Genomic DNA, 24,354 nt, shown 5'->3' with positions numbered 1-24,354 from the left:
TTGAAATATTAATTATACATTTTACCATACCATCTTAAAACACTCGGCAGATACATTTGTTTATCACATCAATGGTAATAAAACTAAAAAGCAACATCCAAGAATCTGTTTAAATATCATCCAAGCCGATTTCAAAATTTATTTTGAAGAAGTTTTCATGTTTTTATAAGGATAATAACAGGCTATTTGACAAATGAAAACAAATACCCCCCAAGAAAATGCAAAGTAGACCAAACTTGAATCTACCTTATATTGGAAAATTCAAGCAAGTTTTAAAACATTTAATATAGAAAATGATATAAACAAATTAGTAATTAAGCTACAAATAATGTATTTTTAGGACGTTATTTTCAATCCGGTTAGGAAAAACAAAAAACGATTTTTCATATAATCATACAAATTCTAAAAATTGTCTTATTGTTTCGGGGTCAGCTATCAAAAAAAATATTTTTATAAAACTTAAATCATGAAAAATAAAGTATTAAGTCTACTTACGGCTTCACTGCTATTTACATCAGTCATAGCACAGCAAGCCTACGAACCAACTCAAGAAAATCTGAAAACCAGAAAAGAATTTCAAGATGACAAGTTTGGAATCTTTATTCACTATGGTATATACAGTATGCTGGGTGACGGAGAATGGGTTCTGCATACATGGAATCTTAAACATAAAGAATATGCCAAACTTGCAGGAGGATTTTGTCCTTCAAAATTCAACGCTGCCGAGTGGGGTGCAGCCATCAAAGCCTCGGGAGCAAAATATATATGCTTCACTACACGTCATCACGACGGGTTTTCAATGTTCGATAGCCAATATAGTAACTACAATATAGTGAAATCTACCCCATTCAATCGGGATATTGTAAAAGAGTTGACGGACGAATGCCACAAACAAAATATTAAAGTACATTTCTATTATTCCCACCTCGATTGGGGACGAGACGATTATCCATTAGGAAGGACTGGGAGGAATACAGGACGCAAATTACAGGAGAACTGGGACAGCTACTATCGTTTCATGAATAACCAATTGACCGAATTACTAACACATTACGGACCAGTCAGAGCCATCTGGTTTGACGGTTGGTGGGATCAAGACCAAAAAAGCGGTTTTGATTGGCACCTGCCCCAACAATATGAAATGATACATAAACTCCAGCCCGCATGTCTCATTGGAAATAATCACCATCAACTTCCCTACCCCGGAGAAGATATCCAAATTTTTGAGAGAGACCTGCCAGGAGAAAATACCTTCGGTCTCTCAGGGCAAGCTATCGGACATCTACCTCTCGAAACCTGCGAAACCATGAATACATCTTGGGGATATAAAATCACCGACAACAACTACAAGTCTACAGAGGCTCTCATCCGCCTTTTAGTAAAAGCTGCCGGAAAAGATGCCAATCTACTCCTAAACATAGGGCCACAACCTGACGGCTGCATACCGGACACCTCGATAGAAAGACTAAAAAATATAGGTAAATGGCTGGAAAAAAATGGGGAAACAATCTACGGTACCCGTGGAGGAGTCGTACCGCCAAGAGATTGGGGTGTCACTACACAAAAAGATAACAAAATATACGTACATATACTCGACTGGAAAGATAAAGGTCTTTTCTTACCGATAACAGATATAAAAATAAAAAAAGCTTGTTTATTCAAAAACAAAGAAAATATTTCATTTTCACAAAACAAGCAAGGATTATTTTTACAATTACCGGAAGTTCCCACCGGAGTAGATTATATCGTAGAATTGCAACGGTAAGCCTAATTTATTAAATAACCGGATAAAAATTTTTATTCGAGAAAATACAGTAAAGAAATATTTATCCGGTTATCATCAAGTCTTACTTCATAATGACTACCCGTAAAATATGCGGAGTACGTATGCCCGGTTTTACCTCTCCACTGACGATATACTGCACATCTCCATCCGAGACCATACTTGTTGTCACTCCTATCGGATAAGGACTCTCTCCTATCTCTTCTATCGTATTTTTTCGCAAATCATACTTCAGAACTTTTCGGGAAAATCCCGGATGTGAAACACTTCCGGGTATGATACTTTCCACTCCGCCATAAAACAAGATATTATCTTCTTTATACGAAATCCCATTGCCGGCCATCACCGGAAAAGTGCCCTCCAATACACTCCAATTTTGAGTCTCCGGGTCATAACAATATCCCTCAGTATGCACTTCCAAACCTTTGCCTTCACCGAAACTGCGACCACCGAATAGATAGAGCTTTTCGTCATGTGGTACGCAAACACTATAGGCGAGTGTGGGCCCCGGCCAGCTCGGTAAAGCTTTCCAACCGTCGGATGGACGGGACATGTCCATTACAAAAAAGTGATGGCTAGATTGTTCTGGGCTCATACTTTCCTGTCCACCTGTCAAATAGATTTTCCCTTTTATCTGCCCCCCAGATAAATTCGATAATGGAACCGGCAACGAGGGATAATAGTCTTTGTTTATCTTTAACTTGCCTCCTCGCTCTGTGATTAGGAATACGTCTTTATAACAACTGTCGGCATTGTTTCCTCCGATGCAAAGTACTCCATCTTTTACCTGAAGGGAAAGACCGTAAGCCAAGGGCTTTTCTAAAAAGTCTTCGTAGACTTCCCATCGTCCCGTTACCTTGTCATAGCTGTAAAGGGTACTCCACCAGACTTTATGCCCACCATCCCATGGGTATTGTTCTGGGAAATTGGCCCCACCTGCTATAACCAATCGGTTACCGACAAGGCCACAGTAAGCTCCGGCCAGACCCTTGTTGGGAAACATCCCCGAGCTAGGGGGTAAAATCAACTCGTTATTCCAGTATAGCTCTATATTACCTCTGTCGTCTTTTCTTGAACAACTGTAATACAACATCGGTAATACTACTAATATCCAAAATCCATATTTCTTATTCAACACCATTTTTATGATTTAGTTAACACAAAAAGCTATATTTATGCAAATAACTCTTTTCAGTCCTTAAAGTTACAATAATAAAAAACAAAAAAGAAAATGCATCACAAAAACCTGTCAAAACAACCTTTGTAACACATTTTCTTTCTTATACGAATCGAGTCAGTATAGTAAAACTATCCCTTTAGAATCTGACAATCATAAATAAAATCTTATTAATCAATCGGATTACAAGCAAATACCATCCCGAAATTACCCGCAGCATGACTACCGGTAAAAGTAAGCTCATAACCATCTATTGTCTTTGTATACATACCTTCAGCATTCGGATTCACTGTAAATCCCGCTGCAGCCAATTTAGAATAATATCCCGTAGCCATGGATGCATCACACTTATAATCAAAAAATCCAACGCTTTCCATGCCAAAAGTCTCGTTATACTGATGGAATTCGATATCTCCATCATACTTGGGGAAATTACCCATAAAAGGATGTTCTCCGACCAATTTTTCCCAAGTCATCCCAGTTGTAATTTCAATACCATCCTTTCCATCTTTATCATCATCGTCCTTAGAACAACCGACCGATACAAATGAAAACATTGCAATACAAAAGATTGCTGTAATTAACTTTTTCATAATTTATTATTTTTTATATATATTTGGTTAGAAACGAAATGAAAGACCTGCAGAAGCATAACCGATATCCCGGCCACCCTCAACATAAACTCCGACACTCCTACAAAAGTAATAACGCAAACCAGCCGTGGCAATAACTCCGACATTCGTATTCATCTTACTCTCTGAAATCATCTTTTCCCCACTTTCCTGATCTGTCGTCCGATTGCCGGTAACTCCCAAATCAATCATTACACGGGCATAAGCTTCAAAATTCCGACAAAGTGTCAGATGCCAACTCAACCCTGCACAAATATCAAACCTGTTACTGGATGTTTCCTTTGTCTTAAGACCATAACCATTATCCCATTGCCAATTATACCCATACTTGCTATAAGTAGCTCCAAACAGATAACCGATGCTTCCCAACTTACTAAAATCCATAAAACAGATATCGGTATAAATACTTATCGGTGGAATATACATCTTATAACCCGTACCATCATGTTTGATATTTCGTGACCAAGGGGCAATAGCCGGAGACACCCCCAGTTGTATAGTTCTCATATACTGAGGAAATACAACCTCATTTTTCATTCTCTTCCAAGATGACGACTTAGCACCACTGACAACTGTAATAGTCTCCTGTACTCCCTGTTGGTCTACTTTCATTTTTCCGGAAATTCTTTTCACCGGCACACTCCCATACTCTGTATCCCAAGCTTTTACAATTGTCATCATTCCCGTAAGCTCTTTTGCTTTTATACGTGTCGCAAATTCCTGATAATCATAAATTTTACTAAAATAATATGCCATTTGCTTTCTATTTGCTCCCTGCGCACCGAGAACATAAGGGCCGGAAACATATTCACTGGATACCCAAATAGCAATATCCTTATCTATACTGAAAAAATAACTTATGCTCTGTCGAACCGTCGTTATATTATTTACACGCTCTTGAGTGATAAAAAATGCAGAATAGACATCAATACCCCGTCCTTCATACTCTGCCCTGACCCAACGGATTTTCGGACCTCCGGCCATAAACCCCATTCCCTTGCACTTGCGCTTCACATATTTAAGGCTATCCATAACGACCAACGAATCAATATCTTCGCTGATATACCTAATCCTTTCTCCATTCGGGGTCTCACTTACTTCAAAAAAGGTCGGATCATTCACTATTGCCGACCTTAAATACCCCTTTATGACCATCCCTTTCGAATTATCATTCGCATTTGCAACTTTATTCAGATACAATATTACAGACACAGCCTCTTCCTTTTCCTTCTTCTTTCTGGCTGCCACTTCCGGCACAAAGAACGATGCAGTAAACGTTATCAGTAGCAATTTGACCAATAAACTTTTGTCCATATTCAATTTTTTTTAACTATACTCCGAGTTACCATTTACTACAACACACCCTATATGGCAAGATTAAGATTCGACAACTTATTTCAAATTTTCACCACACTATCTATCGCTAAAGAATATCAAAATATAATATATGTTAAGTTTTTTCTGGTAACTAATAACTCCAACAAATTTTATACAAAGAAACATATTTTTCCGATAAATTTTGTTACTAATTGCCTTTCTACTATATTTAAACTATATAAAATCTCATTTTCTCTTCAAAAATACTCACTTCAAATTGCTCCTCCATACAGAAATAAATGGCTCGACAGGTTTTGGACATTATCTGTCCGAAACCTGCCGAGCCGAAAACAATAACAAAAATAAAATTTGTTTCTATCTATGTTATTCAGAAAATATTACCAAGAAACATTATTCCTCTTCTGCCTCTTTCATATTATGGAAAACATTCTGAACATCCTCATCATCTTCAAACTTCTCAAGCAACTTTTCGATGGAAGCACGCTGTTCTTCTGTCACATCTTTTGTATCGTTCGGAATACGTTCAAACTCAGCACTTTCTATCTCAAAGCCATTTTCCTCAAGATACTTTTGTATATTACTGAACGATTCAAACTCACCGTACAATACAATTTCCTCTCCATCAGCCTCAAGTTCATCTACTCCATAGTCTATAAGTTCCAGTTCAAGATCTTCCAGAGAAACACCCTCTTTTGCTTTAATCTTGAACACACTTTTATGGTCAAAAAGGAATGATAAACTTCCACTGGTTCCCAGTGAACCTCCGAATTTATTGAAATAACTGCGCACATTTGCTACTGTACGGGTAGGATTATCAGTAGCAGTCTCGACAACGATAGCTATACCGAAAGGCCCATATCCCTCATAAACAATTTCCTTATAATCTCCCTCATCTTTTGAAGTAGCCTTTTTTATAGCCCGTTCTACATTTTCTTTAGGCATATTAGCCGCCTTGGCATTTTGCATAAGAACACGCAGACGCGGATTAGCATCGGGATCGGGGCCACTGGCCTTTACGGCAATCGAAATTTCTTTTCCTAATTTTGTAAATGTACGCGCCATATTTCCCCAGCGCTTCAACTTTCTGGCTTTACGATATTCAAACGCTCTTCCCATTGTTATATTCTTATTTCTATTTTGTTATAAATTAATTATCTGAGTTTTGCATTAAGCTTCTGTTGCAAATTATTGATAATACGACTCATAATAGAGTCTATTTGCTTATCATTCAAAGTTTTATTCTCATCTTGCAATATAAATGTCACGGCATACGACTTCTTACCCGCTTCCAAATTTTTACCTTCATAGACATCGAAAAGATATACTTCTTTCAAGAGTTTCCGTTCCGTTTCATAAGCCACTTTCTCAATCTCTACAAATGGTACAGATGCATCTACCAATAATGCTAAATCTCGTTTCACGGGCTGGAATTTAGGTATATCTGTATATAATACCTTATTATGAGCCGCTTCTTTCATCAACAATGTCCAATTGAGTTCTGCATAGAAAACATCATTATCTATATCAAAACCTTTCAATACCTTTTTCGCTACAATACCTATTACGGCTATTTGTTTACCATCACGAGTAGCAATATTCAAGGCTGCCGAAAACAAGTCTGTAGACACTTGAGTATATTGCAATCTGCCGAAATTTATGCCTAAACGGATAAATATATTTTCGACATAAGCCTTCAATTCATACACACTCGATTTTTCGTCAGGGTGTGCCCAACTACCCGATACTCGATTCCCGGTAACCCACAATCCCAGATGCTGTGTTTCTGAATAAGGAGCCAATACACCTTTTTCCACACTGGCTGCAGGATTGAAATAATAACAATTTCCGAATTCATAGAACTTCAAATCGGGGCGACGACGATTCACATTATAGGCAACACTCTCAAGCCCTCCGAAAAGTAGAGTCTGTCGTAATACATTCAAGTCGTTACTCAATGGATTCAAAAGTCTTACACAATGAGACTCTGGATATGTCTCAAGCGATGCATAATATGCCGAACGTGTAAGCGAATTATTCATAATCTCATTGAACCCACAACCGGTAAGCTGCTCAGCTACCAAATTTTGCAACTGATGGCTGGTATCCGTAGAAGTTTTATACGAAAGATTCGAATGGACATTATCAGTAAATTCAACATTATTATATCCGTAAATCCGTAAAATGTCCTCTATCACGTCAACATCACGCTGCACATCTACCCGATAAGTAGGAACGCTCAACGAAAGGCAACCATCTCTTTCATCCAAAATTTCTATTTCAAGGCTCTCTAAGATGCTTTTTACTATATCGGCCGGTATCACTTTACCTACCAAACTATTTATACGCTCATAAGCAAGCTCTACCTTGAAATTTTCTATTTTCTGAGGATAAATATCAACTATATTGCCCGTAATTTCTCCACCGGCCAGCTCTTTTACCAACAATGCAGCCCGTTTGAGTACATATACAAGATTATTAGGATCGGCTCCACGCTCATAACGGAATGACGAGTCTGTATTGAGTCCATGGCGACGTGCTGTCTTACGCACCCATGTCGGATTGAAATAGGCCGATTCGAGGAATATATCAGTCGTCTTGTCGGTCACACCCGAATCAAGACCGCCAAATACTCCGGCAATACACATACCCTCGCTCTCATTACATATCATCAGGTCCCTATCCGAAAGCGTACGCTCCGTTTCATCAAGAGTTACAAATTTCGTTCCCTCAGGCAATGTTTTTACAATGACTTTGCCTCCCTTGATTTTATTCAAGTCAAAGCAATGCAATGGTTGTCCGGTTTCGTGCAATACGTAATTAGTAATATCTACAACATTATTAATCGGACGTAAACCTATGGCATGCAAACGCTGTTGCAACCATTCAGGACTTTCGGAGATTTTCACATTACGTATAGTCAAACCACAATATCTCGGACATGCTTCCGTATTCTGTACCTCGACCTTTATAGCATCCCCCGACAGATTATCTATTTTGAATCCATCTACCAAAGGTTTTCTCAAATCAGGAGTATATCCATTCCGAACCAGATATGCAGCCAAATCTCGCGCCACACCATAATGCGATGCAGCATCGACACGATTCGGTGTAATATCTACTTCGAGTACATAATCACTCTTTATGTTATAATAATCCTTTGCCAACGTCCCCGGAACAGCCGTCTCTGGCAATACGATAATACCATCATGGCTTTCACCGATACCTATTTCATCCTCGGCACAAATCATTCCGAATGATTCTTCTCCCCGTATTTTAGACTTCTTTATTGTAAAACTTGTATCACCGTCATACAACACCGTACCCACTGTAGCGACAACAACATGTTGTCCGGATGCTACATTCGGAGCTCCACACACAATTTGCACCGGTTCTCCATTACCTAAGTCGACCGTTGTAATATGCAAATGGTCCGAATTGGGATGTTCACGACACGTCAAGACCTTCCCTATAACCAATCCTTCAAGACCGCCTTTTACCGTTTGTACTTCCTCGATGCCACCTGTTTCAAGCCCAATCGATGTCAAAGCTGCCGATACTTCCTCGGGAGTTAATGTCAGATTCAGATAATCTTTTAGCCAATTATACGAAATATTCATATTTGTATGTTTATTTTTTCATGCTCATCCGGGTAGTGGTTAATTCCTGTCTGAAAACAGAAATCCCCAATCCGGCAAGTATTTTATGATTACGCACTTAAGGAATGCAAATTTAATAAGATTATTTTTAAACTGCCTATTCCGCCTCAAATAAAATCTCAGACAATACGCATGAGCACCTGATTTTGATTCTTCTTCGAGACGATACCGGGTAACTTCACTTTTCCCTCACCAAACGTTGGAACGAAGCAGGAATCGGTGTCTCAAAAAACATATCACGCCGAGTTATGGGATGCACAAAACGCAATCGGGAGGCATGCAGTGCCAAACGTCCCAAAGGATTACACCGAGAACCGTATTTCCGGTCACCGATAATGCTATGCCCCAAATCTTTCATATGCACTCTAATTTGATTTTTACGGCCGGTAGCCAGTTTCAATTCCACAAGTGAAAAATTTTTATTCGCCTGCAATACTTTATAGCGAGTAAGGGCATATTGTCCACCTTCCGACTCATCCGGAGTGGAATATACTTCGAATGCCGAATTTTCACAAAGATACGAAGATACCTCTCCCTCTTCTTTCTCAAGTTGCCCCTCAACTACAGCCACATAACGACGGTCGAGTACCATTTCATTCCATGACCGTTGCATAGTTTCCTGTATTCCCTGTTTTTTAGCAAACATCATCAGTCCAGACGTGTCACGGTCAAGGCGATGCAATACAAACAACCGATTCGAGGGGTCTGTTTCTTTCACATAATCGCTCAAGATACGATAAGCCGTCTTAGTCTTTACCCGGTCTGTGGAGACCGAAAGCAAACCATAGCCTTTGTCGACAACCAACACGAATTCATCTTCATAGACAATACGCAAACGGCTATGATTGAACTCCTTAAAACCTTTCAGAAAATTTATTTTTATTTCATCACCAATATGTACAGGTACATCGTATTTTGTAGTAGGACTATTATTTACAGCGACCTGACGATGTGTCAGCAAAGACTTTACACTGGTACGACTTTGGTCTTTGAACATGGTAAGCAAATAATTCAATAAAGTATCATCCGCTTGTACACGATAAGTCTTTATAGAGTCCCTGAACCGTTCAGCCCGGGATTTATGTTTGTGAGGTTGTCTCATTTTTAATTATGATTATTTAAAAAACTTACAAATATAAGCATAAAGAAACGACTACCACGTATTATCAATGAAATAATTACGACAGGAAGACTCATAGACGAAAGCCAAAACCCAATAACCCAAACACAACTTATAAAGACTGAACGAAAATTCAAATATTACATATTTCCCATATCCTCTTTGGAATTAGACAAAAGGCAAAAAAACGGTCATATTTCCCCAAAATCACTTATTATCTTTTATCTCTTCAAAATCAACATACTCCCCATCGTTCTGGTCGAAGATTTTTTTCTTCTTTTTGCCATACGTATACCATTTGGTCGAAGACTGACGGCCGCCATCCCCATAACTTTTTTTGGAAGCCCCGTTCGCTCTATTCTGCGACGGTCTGAAAAAGAGACGGGCAATCACCCCTAATAGCCCTAAAGCAGACAGGACAATAACAAAAAAAATAAAAAAGATTATAGTTAATATCACACTCATAATATTCGGAATATATAGTTACACTTACCTATTTAAAAACAAAAACTATACCAACTTTGTTTAATGTCCTTTCCTAAGTATCGAGAGTATAAGATATAGACCGATAGTAGCTGCGAGCCCGCTCACCCCGAAAACGACTATCAGCACGACTGCACCGGCAATCAAAAGATACCGGATATAATTATCTTTAAACGAAAGATTTTTAAACTTCAACGAAAACATTGGGATTTCAGATACCAACAATCCTGAAAAAACAATTACCAAAACGATAATAATGTAAGGATTGATATTATGCTGGAGAGAATAAAAACATGTTCCTATCCAAAACAAGGCATTCGCCGGTACAGGCAATCCGATAAACGACGTCGTCTGGCGAGTATCGATATTGAATTTTGCCAGCCTCAGCCCCGAAAACACAGCTATAAGAAACGCTGTATATGGTAAATAATCAGCTAAGAAACCGGTAGCCCAGAAAGTACTCAACTTAAGATAGCTGAATACCAACAACGCCGGAGCCATACCGAAACTTATAAGATCGGCCAGTGAGTCGAGCTCCTTACCCAATGGAGAATAAGCCTTCAACAAACGTGCCAACATACCATCCAGAAAATCAAATATTGCAGCAAGTGCAATAAACACAGCAGCCGTCTCAAATTCGGCATTGAAAGCAGCAACAGATGCAATACATCCTGAAAATAAATTCAGACACGTTACCGAATTGGGTATGTTTTTTACAATCACATTCATCCTTTTTACTCTCTTTTTCAGCTCTTGCACTCCACGTTCTTCAACCCCTCAAACGGGCTATTTGTGTCATATTCCCGACTGTCTTATCATCGAGTTTCACCAATATCTCTGCATCCAAAGGCAAAAAGACATCTACTCTCGAACCGAACTTGATAAATCCCATATGCTCATCGATATGACACTCATCTCCCGGCTCGGCATAGGTGACAATACGCCGTGCCATAGCTCCGGCAATCTGTCTCATAAGTATATCTTGACCATTTTCAGCCTTAATTACCACAGTAGACCGCTCATTCTCCGTACTTGATTTAGGCAAATAAGCTGCCATAAAACGCCCATTTTGATGACTTACATGCGTCACCGTTCCATTTACCGGAAACCAATTGGCATGCACATTGAATATGGTCATGAAAATAGAAACCTGAATACGTTTCTCATGTAAGTATTCATTCTCCATGACTTCTTCTACTGCAACAATAGTCCCATCGGCAGGAGCCACAATCACATTCCGGGTATCACCGACAAAATGACGACGGGGCGAACGGAAAAAATTGAGCACTAACAGATAAAATATTACCGAAATCGTCAATAATGATATGGACACAAAATGGTTATGAAAAAAGACATATATCGAGCCATTAACAACAGCCAAGCCTAATATCAAAAAAAACAGTATATTTCTCCCTTCCCGGTGTATCTTCATTCTCATGGATGTGTACATAATTTTTATTAACGGACAAAAATAATGTCTTTTTATCGAAAGACAAAGCTTCTGTTTCGTTTTCTTGCATTATATCTTCTTTTTTTGAACATGAACTATCTTGAACGTTCTACCTGCATACAAGCCGGATAAGCCTCCAGTATTCAATAAACTTCATATAAACGAAAAGGAGAACTCCGTTAGAAGCCCTCCTTTCTTGATATATTATGCAACTTTATTATTGTACTCGTTTGAAGTGATAACGCAACGGATAATAAATCATAGCGGGTTCATCTTCTGTAGCGAAATCTTTCATTCCGTTATACTCTTCAACCAAGAAATCTGTCGGTTCATACGAATAGACGATAACCTCAAGTACTTCTTCGTTATTATCATCTTTAATGACGGCAAACGCTACCCGAGAATCCTTTATCGTTGAGCTTTGAGCTGAAAAATTAGCATTGATATTATTTAATACGAATACAAAGCCGGTTCTCTTCAATAAATAATCTTCCGGGAAACGGAAAATCTGCTCCTGAATATATTTCATTTCGCTATTCCCTACAAAATAGTTTTTCAAGTCACTTTTCATATTTACTTCCAGACCTCCATCACTGATTGTAAGCTGGTCTTCAGAAGACACCGAAGGAAATTTGCTCAAGTCATACGACAATCCCCAATAATCTTTATTGCTACTTTCCCAAGTACAAGAACCCCAGGTTCCCTTCAGTACTTCAATGGCTTCTCCTACGATTTTGATAGTAAGAGAAGCATTATCTCCCAAGAAAAATTTATCAGAAGGCTTCTTTACTGTCAACACGATTTCATCTTTGCCTTCTTCTTTCTTAATAAAATTCAGCTTCAAAGAGCCTTGAGACTTACCACTGGGGACTGTTATGGATTTCTCACCGGCAAAAGAAAAATGAGTTCCCTCTACTGCCGTAGACTTTTCTACATCCACCTCTACCGGAAATACCAAATCCTTTGGTGCGGAATACTGCGCCAAATCAGCTCTTTTATACAAAGAAATCTCTGCCGATGCAGTCTGGAACATTGTTGCATTCCGGTTTGTAAAAGAATAAATGACATCTTCCGTCACGTCTACATCCGTGTCAATAGAATTATCTTCATCATCATCCGATGAACAAGCCGCAAAGCCTAATGTCAGGAACGCAGCCAAAGCATACACATACTTTTTCATGTCGTTTGTTTTTTAGTTAATTAATAATTATCGGTTATAGAAATTCTATTCGAATTGTTTGTACTCATCCCTTATAGCATCAACTATGGCTCGTTCCTCACTATTCATTTCATATATGGGGAACACCAGTTTTGCCGTTGACGAACCCTCAATACGGGGAGGCATTTCATCATACGACTCGCACGCTGTAAACAGGCTCAACGCAACGAAAAAAAAGCAACCTGCCCATAACATATTTTTCAGCTTCATACTTCGCATTTTCATATTCTACGCTATTTTACCTAATAATAAATTCGTCATACCCCTCATTCTGTTGTAAACCGGGAACAATATCCACATCCGTGAGAGGTATCGGATAAGTGTACATAAACTTACGGGTCACAAATTTCTGCCCTTGCTCGGGAACCCAAAACTCAGGACTCCCGTTTCGCTTCAATTCAAAAAAGCGATCTCCTTCCATAAAAAGTTCTTTTCTCCTTTCTGTCAAGATAAGAGACATCAATCGAGTAAGAGACGCTCCGGTAACATCCACCGTAATCAGGTCAGTACCTTCTACCGGCTCCGGCAATTGGTCCATAGTCAAAGGAACATAATCTTTTATCCGGTTACTCCGCAAAGTATTGATATCATCCAGAGCCAGCCCCTGCTCTCCCATATGATAATAACTCTCGGCACGAATCAGTAACATTTCGGCACTGCGCATACCCGAAAAAATAAATTTCTTTGTAATCCTTTTTACAGTGAAATTCATTTCATACCGAATATCGTTAGCCTTTTCTTCATCACTAAACGTATCTATAAATCGCTTGCTCACCGGACGGGCCGTTATAGCCTTATACGTCCCCACACCCTCTGATTCCGTATTGGAAGACGATATTGTCTCCGATTTGATAAGCATGTTTCCTTTCAAACTATACGCCGGAGTCATCATCTCTTTATAACCGTCTCTGTCGAGCAACGGATATGCAGCCATCACCTGAGTAGCAAAATCGGCCGCTTTGTCCCATTGCCGGGTCCAGAAATAGAATCGGGCCAGATAACCTTTCACTACGGGAGCCGTAAAACGATAAATATCATCCTGCACATTATACGACAAGGCTTTTTTCAAATCATCTTCAATAAAGTCTATTGTCTTTTTCAAGGAGCTACGCACCGGCCAATTCTCCATATCAAACGTCGTAACGATTTGCAGACCCAACTGGTCGCTTTTATTGGGATCATACACTTCACAGAACCGCCGCAACAACTCATAATAGCATGCTCCCCGCATAGCATACGCCGTGCCCAATACATTTTTCGCCAAGTCCGATTCCTTATCTCCTTTCATCTCCCCGAAAATGATATTACAATCACGTATAATCTCATATAAACTGGAATAATCCGTTTTATTTATACTCATTGTATATATATCTCCCGGATATATTTTCAGAGCCTGACCGGTAGATTTATCGGTCAATGCAACTTCCAGATTATCAGCAACCTGTTCATAAAGAGTAACCTTCTGAGTCGATTCTATCAGACAATCCAAATTTCCACGGTCCAAATCATCCAGATGTGAGTGTAATAATGCAGAGAATTCTTCTGCCGTCTCAGGTATCACCTCTTCATGCGGTTTTATATCCAAAAAATTCTTACAAGAAGCAAGAGACAATAAAAGAATAAAAACTATACTGTATTTTTTCATAATCGGCACTATTTAAAATCCTATGTTTAACCCCAATATAAAATCTCTTGATTTCGGATAAACGGCTCCCGGTGTCTCAGGGTCTATGCCGTCGTAATTGCTAAAGATGCAGACATTGCTTACCGATGCAGAAATACCTAATGACGAAATGTAAGCCCTACGCATCCAACGGGCATCGGGAAAAGTATATGTCAAACGAATATCACTTATCTTAAAATATGAAAGATTCTTTATCAAAGCTCCATTCGTAACTTTATCATAATTTGAAGTTATTGAAGATATATCTATAACCTGTTCCCCGAAAGCATCAAACAATCTCGGATAACCGTCAGTTATCGGATTATCCTCGGTCCATCGGTTTACCACATCTTTCGATACATTCAGAAAATTCACATACAAGTCATTGTGAGAAGTCGGAATATCTTGATTTGCCGTCTTTCTAAAAATACCATAACTGGCAGGAGACGATATCTCATCCGTTATCTTAGCTCCAATCGAATAGTTTCCGCTTACACTCAGCGACAACCTTTTGTAACCGAAATTAATGACATATCCTCCTGTAACCGGAGCATTCGATGTCCCCAAGTAATAATAATAATTATCGGAATTCGACCGGTATTTCGATTCCGATTTGTCGGTATCCGGACGCATTTTGAAAGCATACAATCCTGTATTCTTGTCTATCCCCGTATATTTTCCCGTAATGACAGCCCCGATAGGATATCCCTCATAGACTGTCGAATATGTAGCATACGGAGAATTATACTCCACCAGCTTATTTCTGTTATAGGCAACATTGGCCGTAGCTGTCAACGACAAATCCCGGGTCTTTATAATCTTACCTGCCAAGGTAAATTCAATACCCTGGTTCAATACTCTTGACGTATTATACGACTGAACGTTGAAACCCGTATTCAACGGAACCGCCACAGACGAAATCACATCTTTGCTCAAAGCGCGGTAAAAACCCAAATCCCAAGTCATCCGGTCATCAAAAAAGCCGGCACTCAACGACGCATTCAAATCAAAAGTCTTTTCCCAACGCAGATTAGGATTCGGCGGATTTTTTACAGATCCCATTCGGTAATATGTATCATCCGTTTTACGAAATGAAGCATCATATTTCATAATAATGTAAGGCGTTGCTGCCGCATTCACTTTTCCGGTATACCCTCCCGAAAACCTCACCATTAACGAACTTAGTGTAGGCTTCAATTTTTTCATAAACTCTTCGGCCCCTATATTCCAGTTAAAACCCAATGACCCATTCGGATTGAACTGCTGTTTGCTCCCGAATTTGTTCGAGCCATCGGTACGCATGGTAAAACTTGCTACATATTTATTCATCAGGACATAATCCATAGAACCGTAAAAAGAAGCCGTGGCATTCTCTATAGTCGACTGCCCGAAATATCCGTCTATTTTAGACGCATAATCCACCAACTTGTTATAATCTACATTTTGGTCACTGGGATACACCGGGAATGACGAATTTCCCGTTACCGTATCATACCCGTACCTTTTGGCATGGATTGTTTTTGCATAAGAACGACTTATTTCCGAACCGGCAATAACGCTCAAGCGGTGTATATTACCGAAAACCTCCGAAAAATGTAACTGCCCACGTAAAGAATAACTCTGATTATAAGAAGTGACCTGGGCAATCGACCCATATCTTCGGGTCGACGCCATGGTAGACCCTTCGAACGGTCTGTCCATCCAAGCCGTATACGTATCCTGCCCCGAAATATTCTCTGAAACATTACTTGTGTACCCATAGGCCGCCAGCCCTTCAAACTTCAAATTCCTTAATATGGATATACCCAATTGAGCGTTTACATTGGCCGTAACATTTTTAGTCTCATTGGACGTCTGGTCCATCTCTCTGAATATATTGAACCCTTCCGAAGGCATCAATGTGCTGGTCATGCCATTAGTCCTTGCCAACATAAAATAAGTATTGTCAGCAGCATACGAACCATCGGCATTAAACGGTCTTTCATACGGATTGGCAAAGTAAGCATAAGTAAACGGATTGACATAAGTAGAAGTCTGGTCGGCTGTCATATATGCCAAATCAGTAGAAATACCCAGCGATATCCGTTTATTGGGAGTCATATCTACTGTCGCCCTCAAAGTATAACTATCAGAGCCTGTACCTCTTACCAAACCATTATTTTTATTGTACCCGGCCGACACATAATAAGCACTCTTATCACTACCTCCGGAAAAAGAGAGATGATGACTGTTGGATATAGCTGTACGGAACAGTTCATCAAACCAATTGGTCGTATGAGCTCCAAGCTGCTCGATATAAGCATCCTGCTCCGCCTTTGTCATTCCGGCATAATCTCCATAACCGGAACGTATCATGCCGACAGCACCTATAACAGGATAATAAGAACCGGTACTAAATCCTTCCGCCGAAAACTCATCCCAAAGTTCCTGCTCCCAAGCCAGCTTTTCTCGAGAATTCATCAAATTTGCATCCCGAGGTGGTTTAGTGACGAAACTTACTGTTCCGGAGTAATTCATCTGCAACTTCCCGGCTTTACCTCTCTTAGTCGTAACGACAATTACTCCAGCCGCTGCCTGAGAACCATAAATAGCCGAAGCCGAGGCATCTTTCAATACAGTAATCGATTCTATATCCTGAGGACTGATACCGGCAATACCTCGCTCATAAATATTTGTAAAATCTCCGCTTCTAAGGCTTATTGTATTTACCTCCGGTATATCCCTTTGCAAAGGGACTCCGTCGATTACCCACAAAGGCTCGGCATCACCTGTCAAAGTCTTTGTCCCACGTATACGAATTTGCGCCTCAGAGCCCGGTTGTCCCGAAGTCATTTTCACACTTACACCGGCCAGCTTCCCTTGCAACAACTGGTCGACAGAAGCTCCGGGATTTCCCTTCAGCTCCTCCGCTGTCACGACACCAACCGAGCCGGTAACCCGGTCTTTCGTCGTTTTCCCATAACCGGTCACAACGACTTGCCCCAGTTCGTGAGAATTATCTTTCAGCATAATATCAAAATCACCTGCAACTTGGGCAGTCATCACTTTCGATTCAAGTCCCAGAAAAGAAATACGCAAAGTACTCCCCTTTTTGGCGAATATCGAAAACCGTCCATTCTGGTCGGTAATCGTACCGTTTGTCGACCTTTCTTCCCGTACAGAAGCTCCTGCCAGAGGCTGCTTCGTCTCATCATAAACCGTACCGGTAATCTTTATCTTTCCGGTATTCCCCTGAGCTATGATATTTGTCCCCGCATTTAATGTCAGAAAAAAAGACAATAATACCGAAAACAAATACCCGGTTTTTCTATTCAAGTGTTTTCGTTTCATATAAGGGCTTCATTATTTTATTTGTGATGAATAATATCGATATGCTCTCTTTTCGGATTCAATAAATGCTCCACGAAATAATAGCGTATCAGGTTATAATAATAGTCATTACCTACTCCATGGTCCATTCCCGGCATAATCATCATATCGAAACGTTTATCTGCTTCCATCAGAGCCTTTGCCAAACGAAAAGTCGTTGATGGATGCACATTTTTATCAACGTCCCCGGTAATAAGCATCAAGCGCCCCTTCAAGCGGTCGGCCAATTCATTATTGGTCGGTATCTTACAAGAAAATACCGTCTTCCCCGTTATGCTGTCAACTCGGGATTGTACACCATGATATGTCTCTCCCCACCATTGTATATACAAATTATTATCATGATTCCCCGATGCAGCTATACCTACCTTATAAAAATCCGGATAAGTAAGCATGGCGGCAACCGTCTGGAATCCCCCTCCTGAATGCCCATATATACCGACCCGTTCAATATCGATAAATCGATAACGACGAGCCAACTCTTCGATGACATGTTTATCGTCAGCCAAAGGATAGTCTCGCAAATTCCCGTAACCGAAACAATGGAAATCACGTCCACGTAACTGGGAACTTCCCCGAGCCCCAACATTAATAACGACAAAACCCAATTGTGCCAAAGACTGATTATAATTATCATCCACTGTAAAAGCCCGGGGAATCTGGTCATCCTGAGGTCCCGGATACACATTGGTAATGATAGGATAACGGCGGGTCGTATCCAAATCGAAAGGCAAGTACATAATCCCATACAAATCAGTAGAATCGTCTGCCGCTTTCATCGAAAACAATACAGGAGGACGCCACCCCAAAGCTCGTAATTCACTGTCGTCACTTTGTTCTATAACCATCGGTTTCTTAGGAGATGCAATCTTTACCAACTGGCTTACCACCGGCATATCCATTCGGGAATAATTGTCGATAAGATATTTTTTATCCGGAGACAACTCAATACTATGTGTTCCATCTCCCGGAGTCAATAATGTGAAATGACTGCCGTCCAAATCTACCTTATAGAAAAAACGGTAATACGGGTTTATCCCCTTTTCCTTTCCATATCCTTCAACAATCATAGTGCGGCCTAAAGTATCAAGATGCACAATCTGTCCGGCAACCATATCTGCCGGAGTTATGGCATTCTTAAGCCTTCCATTCTCATCATATAAGAAATATTGCCCCTTTCCATTGCGCTCCGACCACCAGAGTATTTCTTTCCCTTTATTTATCAATTGATAATTAAAAAGTTGCACATTCATATGAGGAACACAATGGTCCGAAATCAACTCCTCAACCTCCCCAGTACGAGTATTTATACGACATAAGTCTATATAATCGGCCGGACGGCTACGACGGGTCATGTATACATATCCCGGGACATCGGCATAGCTTAAGACTACCTTCTGGTCTGGATACTTAGCTATAGGTACAACTATTTTTTTACGTGTCTCCGCATCGAACAATTGTATATCATACTGACTAACACCGCTATCACCGGGCATCGGCATTTTATACGTATCAGCCAAAGGACGAGGATTGGATAAGCTATTAACCAATGTCATGGTCTCAATACTGCGCTTATCCTCCCGAAAAGCAAAAATCATATGAGTATCATCTATCCATCGCGCAGATGTATATGCACAAGCTGTATCCCGTTTTTCACTATTATTCGACGTGTATGAGTTATAAGGCTCCCCGTCAGTCGTCAACTGCCAATCGTCCAGAGTATTCCCATTCCGCGAAAGAAATAAATTATGATTACGACCATATATGATATATACACTATCAGCCGAATATTTAGCCCAAGGTCTTTTCCCTTTACCAAAAGAGAATGAGGTTCCCGCATTCTTTTTCTTTATTGCATCGGGACGTTCCGATACGACCTTTCCTGTACCAGAAGAAATTGTATATTTTATATCCTTCCCTTCCTTCTTTATATAGAAACAACTCAAGTCTTTATTATAAAAATCAAGACGATACAATTTCAAATCCTCAGGCTTATATTCTTTCCCTGTAAGACGAGAAACCTCAGACGCCAGCTTCTCATTATCAAAAAGCAACTTCCTTTTCCCATTTGAAGCATTCACCAAATAACAGTCACGGGCACCATTCTTTTCTATAAAATAATAAAAATAACGAGTCCCTTCTATCCAGTTGGCAGACACTCCTGTAGAACGATAATGCCCGGATAAAGAATCTGCAGTAAATCTTTCAGCCCGCTTCCAGTCCACATAATCCTGAGCATCGGCTGTATAAGAAAAAACAACCGATAACAACAGTCCCCAACACAAATATATTATCTTGAATTTCATCTTCCTTATTTCCCGATTCATTAATTTTTCCGTCTCTTTTTCGCCATTTCTTCTGCCAGCTTCACCGCATCGAGCGCATTCACAATTCCACCCGATACACATAAAGAGTCATAGGTAACATATTCATTACTCTTTGCCCCGGGAAGCTTGACCTGCTTGTCACCCATAGGAGTAACACTTTTTATCAAAATATCCTTTACCTGCGCAGCCGTCAGCTTCGGGAAATAATCCCGGATCATGGCAGCAATACCCGTAACCACCGGAGCTGCTACACTGGTACCACTCGATACATCAAATCCATTATCCGGTCCCAAAGAAGTAATATCCACCCCTGGAGCAAAAACATCTACTGTATTCTGACCATAATTGGAATTCGGAGCCGGATTTCCTTTCTTATCAGAGGCTCCCACTCTAATCAAATTATCGATACGACAGCCCGATTTATCAAGACCTTGCGGATAAAATGTAATACGGTCACAATCTACACCACTGTTCCCCGAAGCCATAACGAGCAATACATCATGAGCAGCAGCATATGTTATAGCGTCTTCTACCATTACAGCATCAGGAGACGTACGTTTTCCGAAACTCATGTTTATGACCTTTGCCCCATTATCTACGGCATATCGAATAGCCGAAGAAATATCCTTATCGTATTCATCCCCTTCAGGGACCGCCCGTATGGTCATCACTTTAGCCAAAGGATAAATACCTGTCATTTTATTTATAACATTAGGTTGTGCTGCAATCACGCCAGCCACAAATGTTCCATGATAATAGTCATCACACATTACATTATTATTACCATAAAAACAATCTTTCCCATCATGTATATTATCACCCATTAGCAAGCGCTTATCCGGGTCAAATTCTATACCATGTATCCGTTTACGGGCCAATTCAAGCTTAGCATTATGATTGTCGACCAACGTTTTCCACAAACGGTCCCGGCTCCCGCTCATCAAATCAACTGCAATCAATTGGGCACACATATTGAATACGGAATCGTTAGCATCAATATTCATAATATCCATCACCCTTAAAGAATCCTTACCGGGATATGCTTCACTCGCACGCCTCGAAAGTTCGTCATAAGCTTTTCCCTGCTGTTCCAGATAAGCGGCAAATTTTATATAAGTATCTATACGAGCACCCGCCCTCATTTTCAAATAATACAGAAATTCGGGAGTAGCATTAGCTATCCCAACAGAATCAACAACACAATCTTTATATTTTGGATAAAGCCTTTTAAATTCCCTGAACTCTTCTGTTCCGGCACTTTGCATATTAAAAGAACCATCGGTCGTTCCTAAAAAATTCCAGCCTAAAATATCTCCGGCATATCCATTCTTATCATTATCTTTCCCATTATCTCTCTCTTTCTTATTATGCCAGAGTGCATCTTTTAAGTACAAATGCGTAGTATCACTGCCCGAATCGATTACACCGACCACAATTTTCTTCTTCGGTTTTATTTTATGCATGTCAAGCCAAGAAAAGGCAGAAGAAACATTTGCTCCCGCAACAGAGTCATTAAATATCAAATGCCATCCGGCTACACACCCATCATCTTTTCCTGCTTGCATAGAGCTCCCGCCGATACAGCACAGCAACATAACAGGAACTATTCTCCAATTTCTTTTCATTTCAATTACAGTTTAGGTTTCATTTGGGAAAGACCAAACATAAGACTCTTACATCGATTATTTATACATAATACTTTGTCATCAAATATTTTATAAAAAATAAACACATCTGCCATTTATATAAACTATTCTCTTTCAATTTTCAACAACGCACTAATTGTCAGATATTTATCTTTAAAAAATCATTACTCCATTTATTATATATTGCAAAAATACATATTTTATTTATTTTAGAAATAAAACACGCATTTTTTTTATCAATTTGGTGAAAAAACAATATAAAAAGAAGAAATATGACGATAATATAAAAATTTAACATACAATTTTATCTATAACAAACTTCGAAACTCCATTCATTCAAAGCTTGTATGTACCCAGCAAAAATCGAATAGTTTATAATTTTAACTTATCTCTCTTTAAAACACATTAAGCAATACAAAAAAGAAAACAAAATACTCTTCCATCTTTTTGAAAAAATGGAAGAGCACATTAGCTAAAGAAAAATAGTATCTTACAACTTTTAAAACTGGTTTAAGTTTTACTCAAATCATATTTATGAGTTTCTTTTGAGGATATTTGCCCTCTTCACAAGAAAATAAACTAAATGAATACGTAAAGAAAACCTGATATTTCTTTTATCGGAAAATTTAAACGACAGTTTCTATAACCACAGGTTCTACGATTTTTGTTTATATCTATTCATAAGGCACATATTATACGAATATTGACAAACGTACAAATGTACGACGGGTTCTTAATTATTATATTTCATAGCATTAAAATCTCCATATAATTTTTGTAGCCCGACCAGTTTTTCTTTCAATTCCGCCACCAATTGTTCTGTCCCCGGTTGTCCATAAATATTATGCATTTCCGAAGGGTCATTCTGGAGGTCAAACAATTCCCACGAATCTATATCATTATAAAAATGTATCAGTTTGTATCGCTCTGTACGAATACCATAATGCCTTTTCACAGCATGTTCTGCCGGATATTCATAAAAATGATAATAAAGTGCCGTACGCCAGTTATCAACTTTTTCACCACGAAGTAACGGCAAAAATGACACACCATGCATATCCGATGGAACCGGAACTCCGGCCAGATCGAGAATCGTAGGCCCGTAATCAATATTTTGCACCATCTGTTCTATATCACCCTTCTTCCCTCCCGGTAAACGTATCAGAAGAGGTGTACGAAACGATTCCTCATACATAAAACGTTTGTCAAACCAGCCATGTTCTCCCATATAAAAACCTTGGTCAGACGTATAAACAATCATTGTATTCTCAAGTAGCCCGGCATTCTCCAAATATTGAAGAACCCGGCCGATATTGCGATCTACCGAATGAATTACCCGAAGGTAATCACGCATATATTGACGATACTTCCATTCAGCGAGCGATTTTCCCGACAAATTCGCTTCCTTAAAATCTGCAATCACTCTGTCATAATGCTTATCCCATGCAACCCGCTGCTCCGGTGTCATAAGATTGTACATATTTCGGCCCGCCTGTTCAAGAGCTCCGGAATGAATTTCATTCTCCTTATCGGCCAATTTCAAATCATACACCAAATCCATATCTTTAATAATACTCATTTCCTGCTCTGCCGCAGCCTGACGTCCCTCATAAGTATCATAAAAGTTATCGGGCAACTTAAACTCTCTGTCACTGAAAAGTTCTAAATCCTGCAAATCAGGCATCCATGTACGATGCGGAGCTTTATGGTGTAACAGCAAACAAAACGGCTTGTCTTTGTCCCGTTTATTTTCCATCCAATCGATAGCCTTATCTGTAATCACATCTGTTACATAACCCTCCGATTTTATACGTTCACCGTTTTTAATGAAAGGGGCATTATAATAATCCCCCTGCCCGACAAGAATCTCTGAATAATCAAACCCAGTAGGAGCCGACGTCAAATGCCACTTTCCGATAATAGCCGTCTCATACCCGGCTTTTTGCAACAATTTAGGATAAGTCTGTTGACTACCGTCAAACGTGCTGGAATTATCCGTAAAGCCATTGGCATGACTATGTTTGCCGGTAAGCATACAAGCCCGGCTGGGACCACTGATAGAATTGGCAACAAAACTGTTTGTAAATCGGGCTCCCTCTTGAGCTATACGATCAATATTCGGAGTCTTTATCAATTGGTCATTATAAGCACTGATTGTTTGATAAGAATGATCGTCACTCATAATATAGAGTATGTTCATCGGCCGTTTTTCCTCTTTCAAAGTACAGGATAATAAAGATGACGCTGAAATGGCCAATACCGGCACAGCAATAAAAGACAAAGGTTTTTCCATACTTATAAATATTATATTAAAAAAAGCTACAGCTTTGATTCAAATGCAAAATATTTTCCAAGCCTATGCCTCACGGCATCCCGGAATAACTTAAAAATACAGATTAAAGAAAAATCCGTTATTTTTATCCATGCAAAACGAGGGGAATTGCAAATTTAATGAAACTGTCAAATTTTACAAGCGGAATATACACAAATT

General features: G+C 39.5%; 17 protein-coding genes. 1 reads left to right on the top strand and 16 read right to left on the bottom strand.

The window, feature by feature from the left end; translation table 11 throughout:
- The first annotated feature begins 466 nt into the window (after positions 1-466).
- Positions 467-1,765 carry an alpha-L-fucosidase gene (locus Cop2CBH44_RS15660; protein ID WP_200755182.1) on the top strand — a complete coding sequence of 433 codons (1,299 nt, stop codon included), beginning with the start codon at positions 467-469 and terminating at the stop codon, positions 1,763-1,765.
- A gap of 82 nt (positions 1,766-1,847) precedes the next feature.
- On the opposite strand, the gene Cop2CBH44_RS15655 is transcribed toward Cop2CBH44_RS15660, so the two are convergent.
- From Cop2CBH44_RS15655 to Cop2CBH44_RS15580, 16 genes are all read right to left on the bottom strand, one after another.
- Positions 1,848-2,924 carry a hypothetical protein gene (locus Cop2CBH44_RS15655; protein ID WP_021930082.1) on the bottom strand — a complete coding sequence of 359 codons (1,077 nt, stop codon included), beginning with the start codon at positions 2,922-2,924 and terminating at the stop codon, positions 1,848-1,850.
- A gap of 206 nt (positions 2,925-3,130) precedes the next feature.
- Positions 3,131-3,553 (bottom strand): hypothetical protein, encoded by a 423-nt coding sequence (locus Cop2CBH44_RS15650; protein WP_021930083.1) that lies wholly within the window; start codon positions 3,551-3,553, stop codon positions 3,131-3,133.
- A gap of 27 nt (positions 3,554-3,580) precedes the next feature.
- Positions 3,581-4,906, bottom strand: coding sequence for a hypothetical protein (locus tag Cop2CBH44_RS15645; RefSeq protein WP_055099402.1), 1,326 nt, complete (start codon positions 4,904-4,906; stop codon positions 3,581-3,583).
- A gap of 414 nt (positions 4,907-5,320) precedes the next feature.
- Positions 5,321-6,046, bottom strand: coding sequence for a YebC/PmpR family DNA-binding transcriptional regulator (locus Cop2CBH44_RS15640; RefSeq protein WP_021930085.1), 726 nt, complete (start codon positions 6,044-6,046; stop codon positions 5,321-5,323).
- Between the two features lie 35 nt (positions 6,047-6,081).
- On the bottom strand, positions 6,082-8,547 hold the full coding sequence (pheT, locus tag Cop2CBH44_RS15635) for a phenylalanine--tRNA ligase subunit beta (RefSeq protein ID WP_021930086.1): 2,466 nt from the start codon (positions 8,545-8,547) through the stop codon (positions 6,082-6,084).
- Between the two features lie 217 nt (positions 8,548-8,764).
- A complete protein-coding gene (locus Cop2CBH44_RS15630) occupies positions 8,765-9,688 on the bottom strand; it encodes an RluA family pseudouridine synthase (RefSeq protein ID WP_200755181.1) in 924 nt (307 codons plus the stop codon).
- A gap of 225 nt (positions 9,689-9,913) precedes the next feature.
- Complete coding sequence (locus Cop2CBH44_RS15625; protein ID WP_200755180.1) at positions 9,914-10,171, bottom strand: DUF4834 family protein; 258 nt, start codon at positions 10,169-10,171, stop codon at positions 9,914-9,916.
- Positions 10,172-10,231: 60 nt separating this feature from the next.
- The gene (gene pssA, locus Cop2CBH44_RS15620; RefSeq protein WP_021930089.1) at positions 10,232-10,918 is read right to left on the bottom strand and encodes a CDP-diacylglycerol--serine O-phosphatidyltransferase; all 687 of its coding nucleotides are present in this window, start codon (positions 10,916-10,918) and stop codon (positions 10,232-10,234) included.
- A gap of 40 nt (positions 10,919-10,958) precedes the next feature.
- The gene (locus Cop2CBH44_RS15615) at positions 10,959-11,621 is read right to left on the bottom strand and encodes a phosphatidylserine decarboxylase family protein (protein ID WP_055099301.1); all 663 of its coding nucleotides are present in this window, start codon (positions 11,619-11,621) and stop codon (positions 10,959-10,961) included.
- 235 nt (positions 11,622-11,856) lie between these two features.
- Complete coding sequence (locus tag Cop2CBH44_RS15610; RefSeq protein WP_055099296.1) at positions 11,857-12,819, bottom strand: DUF4843 domain-containing protein; 963 nt, start codon at positions 12,817-12,819, stop codon at positions 11,857-11,859.
- Between the two features lie 45 nt (positions 12,820-12,864).
- The gene (locus tag Cop2CBH44_RS15605; protein ID WP_055099292.1) at positions 12,865-13,083 is read right to left on the bottom strand and encodes a hypothetical protein; all 219 of its coding nucleotides are present in this window, start codon (positions 13,081-13,083) and stop codon (positions 12,865-12,867) included.
- A 13-nt stretch (positions 13,084-13,096) separates the two neighbouring features.
- Positions 13,097-14,503 carry a RagB/SusD family nutrient uptake outer membrane protein gene (locus tag Cop2CBH44_RS15600; protein WP_055099279.1) on the bottom strand — a complete coding sequence of 469 codons (1,407 nt, stop codon included), beginning with the start codon at positions 14,501-14,503 and terminating at the stop codon, positions 13,097-13,099.
- Positions 14,504-14,515: 12 nt separating this feature from the next.
- Positions 14,516-17,851, bottom strand: coding sequence for a SusC/RagA family TonB-linked outer membrane protein (locus Cop2CBH44_RS15595; RefSeq protein WP_200755179.1), 3,336 nt, complete (start codon positions 17,849-17,851; stop codon positions 14,516-14,518).
- Between the two features lie 17 nt (positions 17,852-17,868).
- The gene (locus Cop2CBH44_RS15590; RefSeq protein WP_200755178.1) at positions 17,869-20,196 is read right to left on the bottom strand and encodes a S9 family peptidase; all 2,328 of its coding nucleotides are present in this window, start codon (positions 20,194-20,196) and stop codon (positions 17,869-17,871) included.
- 20 nt (positions 20,197-20,216) lie between these two features.
- Positions 20,217-21,842 (bottom strand): S8 family serine peptidase, encoded by a 1,626-nt coding sequence (locus Cop2CBH44_RS15585; RefSeq protein ID WP_200755177.1) that lies wholly within the window; start codon positions 21,840-21,842, stop codon positions 20,217-20,219.
- 754 nt (positions 21,843-22,596) lie between these two features.
- The gene (locus Cop2CBH44_RS15580) at positions 22,597-24,156 is read right to left on the bottom strand and encodes a sulfatase family protein (protein WP_021930097.1); all 1,560 of its coding nucleotides are present in this window, start codon (positions 24,154-24,156) and stop codon (positions 22,597-22,599) included.
- Positions 24,157-24,354 lie beyond the last annotated feature (198 nt).

The sequence above is a fragment of the Coprobacter secundus subsp. similis genome, from assembly GCF_015097275.1.
Lineage (GTDB): Bacteria > Bacteroidota > Bacteroidia > Bacteroidales > Coprobacteraceae > Coprobacter > Coprobacter secundus.
This window is presented reverse-complemented; position numbering and strand designations above follow the sequence as displayed.